General features: G+C 53.5%; 5 protein-coding genes and 4 tRNA genes. 8 read left to right on the top strand and 1 reads right to left on the bottom strand.

Going from position 1 to position 4518, the window contains the following annotated elements:
* The first annotated feature begins 324 nt into the window (after positions 1-324).
* Positions 325-1362 carry a UDP-N-acetylmuramate dehydrogenase gene (gene murB / locus EIO60_RS04830; RefSeq protein ID WP_258576077.1) on the top strand — a complete coding sequence of 346 codons (1038 nt, stop codon included), beginning with the start codon at positions 325-327 and terminating at the stop codon, positions 1360-1362.
* A complete protein-coding gene (gene birA / locus EIO60_RS04825; protein WP_258576076.1) occupies positions 1359-2318 on the top strand; it encodes a bifunctional biotin--[acetyl-CoA-carboxylase] ligase/biotin operon repressor BirA in 960 nt (319 codons plus the stop codon). The genes murB and birA overlap by 4 nt, the downstream gene beginning before the upstream one ends.
* Positions 2319-2349: 31 nt before the next feature.
* On the opposite strand, the gene coaA is transcribed toward birA, so the two are convergent.
* On the bottom strand, positions 2350-3300 hold the full coding sequence (gene coaA / locus EIO60_RS04820; RefSeq protein WP_258576075.1) for a type I pantothenate kinase: 951 nt from the start codon (positions 3298-3300) through the stop codon (positions 2350-2352).
* A gap of 253 nt (positions 3301-3553) precedes the next feature.
* Between coaA and EIO60_RS04815 the strand changes: the two genes are divergently transcribed.
* The 6 genes from EIO60_RS04815 to EIO60_RS04790 form a co-directional block, all read left to right on the top strand.
* A complete protein-coding gene (locus EIO60_RS04815; RefSeq protein ID WP_258576074.1) occupies positions 3554-3805 on the top strand; it encodes a hypothetical protein in 252 nt (83 codons plus the stop codon).
* Position 3806: 1 nt separating this feature from the next.
* Positions 3807-3882 (top strand) — tRNA-Thr (locus EIO60_RS04810).
* 7 nt (positions 3883-3889) lie between these two features.
* Positions 3890-3974: transfer RNA gene (locus EIO60_RS04805), tRNA-Tyr, on the top strand.
* 192 nt (positions 3975-4166) lie between these two features.
* A tRNA-Gly gene (locus tag EIO60_RS04800) sits at positions 4167-4241 on the top strand.
* 5 nt (positions 4242-4246) lie between these two features.
* Positions 4247-4322, top strand: a tRNA-Thr gene (locus tag EIO60_RS04795).
* A gap of 107 nt (positions 4323-4429) precedes the next feature.
* On the top strand, positions 4430-4518 hold an 89-nt coding region (locus tag EIO60_RS04790), incomplete at its 3' end, for a GTP-binding protein (protein ID WP_258576078.1).

The raw sequence follows: 4518 nt of genomic DNA, 5'->3' as shown, positions 1-4518 counted from the left end.
TCAGAAGTGAAACGCCGTAGCGCCGATGGTAGTGCGGGGCCTCCCCACGCGAGAGTAGGAAACTGCCAGGCATCCAACCCGAAAAAGCCCCCTGCTGACGCAGGGGCTTTTTTACGTCCGCGTTCTGGCAAAAACGTCGGCGATCCCGCCGGCGTACGATCGTTCTGCTAAAGAAGCCCGATCCTCAGACGCCCTGCCAGGGCATTTTTTGCATGCAAAAACGGTAAAAAAGCGCTTTTGCACACCCCAGGGTAAACAAAACTTCCCTACAAGCCTGAAGTGATGCGGTAAACTACGCGCAGATAATTTCGTTAAGGCTGCAAAATGTCCCACCAGTATCCTTCACTGCAACACGATAATACCCTTGGTCTTGAGGTAGGCGCGTATCAACGCGTTATCGCTGATACGCCAGCAACCATTCTTCGCGCCTGGCAAGAGGCCAAAGAGAACAACCGGCCATTACTTTTACTGGGCGAAGGCAGCAATGTGCTTTTCCTGGAAGACTTCACTGGCACCGTTGTCCTCAACCGCATCAAAGGCATCGAAATAACAGAGCAGGATGAGGCTTGGCAGCTTCACGTCGGCGCAGGCGAAAACTGGCATGCTCTGGTTGAGTTAACCCTGAAAAAGGGCATTCCCGGCCTTGAAAACCTGGCCCTTATTCCCGGTATGACGGGATCGTCACCGATCCCAAATATCGGCGCATACGGCGTCGAGCTTAAAGACGTATGCGATTACGTCGATGTGCTGCACCTCGATACCGGCGTGACGCAGCGGCTGCGTCGCGAGGAGTGCGCGTTTGGCTACCGCGACAGCATTTTCAAGCATCAATATCAGCAGGGCTACGCCATTACTGCCGTTGGCCTTAGCCTGTCTAAGAAGTGGCAGCCGGTGCTCACCTACGGCGATTTAATGCGCCTTAATCCAGCCACAGTTACCGCATGGGAAGTCTTCAACGCCGTATGCCATATGCGGCAGAGCAAGCTGCCCGATCCCAAAGTCACAGGCAATGTAGGCAGCTTCTTTAAAAACCCGCTGATCAGCCGTGAGCAGGCCAACCAGCTTATGCTTAGCTACCTCAACATGCCGCACTATCCGCAAGCGAATGGCGAGGTCAAGCTGGCGGCTGGCTGGTTAATCGATCAATGCGATCTCAAAGGCTTTCGTCTTGGCGGTGCCGCAGTGCATCAACAGCAGGCACTGGTGCTGATCAACGCGGATCGCGCCACCTCACAAGACGTGGTGGCACTGGCGAGAACCGTGCGCGCCCGCGTCGGCGAGAAGTTCGATGTCTGGCTGGAGCCGGAGGTACGCTTTATCGGCGCACAGGGCGAGTGCAATGCAGTAGAGGCCATTCTATGAAAGACCACAGCATCCCGTTAAAGCTGGTTGAGATCCTGGCAGACGGAGAGTTCCATTCTGGGGAACAGCTCGGCGAATCGCTGGGCATGAGCCGCGCCGCCATCAACAAACATATTCAGACGCTGAAAAGCTGGGGACTGGATATCTATACGTTAACGGGAAAGGGCTACAGTCTGCCCGCGCCGATGCAGCTGCTGGACAAAGAGGCTATTCTCTCGCAGCTGAAACAGCCGAACCTGGCCGTCATTCCGGTTATTGATTCTACCAACCAGTATCTGCTTGACCGTATGAATACGCTCTCTTCGGGTGATGCCTGTATTGCAGAGTATCAGCAGGCGGGCCGGGGGCGACGCGGGCGGCAGTGGTTTTCGCCTTTCGGCGCCAATCTTTATATGTCGATGTACTGGCGGCTGGAGCAGGGGCCTGCGGCGGCGATGGGGCTGAGCCTGGTGATTGGTATCGTTATGGCGGAAACGTTACAGCAGCTGGGCGCGCAGGATGTGCGTGTTAAATGGCCCAACGATCTCTATCTGCAGGACCGTAAACTGGCGGGCATTCTGGTTGAGCTCACGGGCAAAACGGGCGATGCGGCGCAGATCGTGATTGGCGCCGGGATCAACTTGGCGATGCGCGGCGCCGAGGCGGCGCAAATCAGTCAGGGCTGGATCAACCTGCAGGAAGCGGGGATTGAAATCGATCGTAATAATCTTGCCGCCAGGCTGATTAACAGCCTGCGCGAGGCGCTGCCTGTTTTTGAGCGCGACGGGCTGACGCCCTTTACCGAACGCTGGAAAGTGCTGGATAACTTTTTCGGGCGGCCCGTGAAGCTATTAATCGGCGAGCGAGAGATTTATGGCGTGGCGCAAGGTATCGATAAGCAGGGCGGCCTGCTGCTGGAACAGGATGGCGAGCTAAAATCCTGGGTGGGCGGCGAAATTTCGCTTCGCCCACAGTAATAAAAAAGCCTGCTTCGCGCAGGCTTTTTTATTATTTGCGCAGCCGGACTTTATCTACCGCGTGATTGCCGCCTTTGGTCATGATAAGGCTGGCGCGCTCCCGGGTAGGCAGAATATTTTCCTTAAGGTTCAGCCAGTTGATCTCTTTCCATAAGCCCGTTGCGATCTGCACAGCCTCTTCTTCAGAGAGCTGCGCATAGTGGTGGAAATAAGAATCGGGATCGGTAAACGCGCCCTGCCGGAATTTAAGGAAGCGGTTGATATACCAGCGCTGCAATAAATCCTCAGGGGCATCGACGTAGATAGAAAAATCAACGAAGTCGGATACAAAGACATGATGCGGATCGTGAGGATAGTCCATACCGCTTTGTAATACGTTCAGCCCTTCAAGGATAAGGATATCGAGCTGATGTACGACCTTATCGCCGCCGGGAACGACATCATAAACCAGATGCGAATAGACCGGCGCCGTCACCTGGCGCACGCCTGACTTTAGGTCTGAGACGAAATTAACCAGCCGGTGCATATCATAAGACTGCGGGAACCCTTTCTTTTTCATCAGGCCGCGCTCTTTCAACACCGCATTGGGATGAAGAAATCCATCCGTGGTGATGAGTTCGACTTTGCGATGTTCGGGCCAGCGGCTCAGCAGCGCCTGCAGCACGCGCGCGGTGGTGCTTTTACCCACGGCGACACTGCCGGCGATGCTAATGATATAGGGAATTTTCTCGCCGGCAGTGCCCAGGAACTGCTCCAGAACCGCCTGACGACGCAAATTGGAACTGATGTAAAAGTTGAGCAGGCGCGACAGGGGAAGATAGATCTCGGCGACTTCTTCCAGCGAGAGATCTTCGTTAATGCCTTTCAGCTGTGCGATCTCTTCTTCCGTAAGGGTCATCGGCACAGAACTGCGTAAGGCAGCCCACTGTTGGCGAGTGAACTCTAAATAGGGCGTGGTCAGAGGTGAATTCTTTTTATTCATAAGCATGCGTCTGACTGCAAAGCCGCTTTTATCCAGGAGGCGAAGAAAAATCTGGCGCCTCAGATGCACGCAACCGCATGTCACAGAGTCTTTACTGAGAACAATGGGCTGGAGGTTAACATCAGTGTGACAATAAAAAGAAGAAAAATGATAAATCCGCGCACGCTTTTGCAAATAGCTGCGCGCGTTAGCACTTTTCCGATTTCGGCCTGCAGAGCGTCCATATCTTCTCCGGTCAGCCGCGTTTCTTACTGTGACGCGATCGGCGTCAGGCAACAAAATCGCACAGGAAAGAAAAAGCGCGCTGGCTGTAAAAAAGTTGCGTAATAAAAATAGACGGGCCGGAACGGGGCCGTACCCTGAAAAAACAGGGCGTTTCCGCCTGTTTTTCCGCCATCCAGTTGAAGAAATGCGTCGACTCGCACAAATAGTAAGCGATAGCGAAAAAACAGTGATTTTTTTGTTGCATCCTGCCGCCGACCTTCCTAAAATGCGCGTCACCTGATGCCGGCTTAGCTCAGTTGGTAGAGCAACTGACTTGTAATCAGTAGGTCACCAGTTCGATTCCGGTAGCCGGCACCATCAAGTAGGTGGGATTCCCGAGCGGCCAAAGGGAGCAGACTGTAAATCTGCCGTCACAGACTTCGAAGGTTCGAATCCTTCTCCCACCACCATCTTAACCCTCGCGGTTGAGAGCAGATAAACAACCGGTTCATCTGTTGGTGAGTCACTTCTCTCACCCCAAATTCAAGCTGCGCTTCGGCACAGTTAAAGTCGGTCAGCCACATTGGCAGACTTCGAATAGTAGGGGAACATCTCTTATTATTCACAAGCTACAGAAAGAACAGGTAGCCGAGTTCCAGGATGCGGGCATCGTATAATGGCTATTACCTCAGCCTTCCAAGCTGATGATGCGGGTTCGATTCCCGCTGCCCGCTCCAGATGTGCTGATATGGCTCAGTTGGTAGAGCGCACCCTTGGTAAGGGTGAGGTCCCCAGTTCGACTCTGGGTATCAGCACCACTTCCTTTATCTCCTCCCTGATTCTCTCTTTGTAAATCCTGCACTCAGGTAAAGCCTGGTTGATGTGATGATATCTTTGATATATCCGTGTCTTAGAGGGACAAGCGATGTCTAAAGAACAATTTCAACGTAACAAACTGCACATAAACGTGGGCACCATCGGTCACGTTGACCACGGTAAAACCACCCTGACTGC

Origin of the sequence: Candidatus Pantoea persica, assembly GCF_013753875.1 — a bacterium.
Taxonomy (GTDB): domain Bacteria; phylum Pseudomonadota; class Gammaproteobacteria; order Enterobacterales; family Enterobacteriaceae; genus Pantoea; species Pantoea persica.
This window is presented reverse-complemented; position numbering and strand designations above follow the sequence as displayed.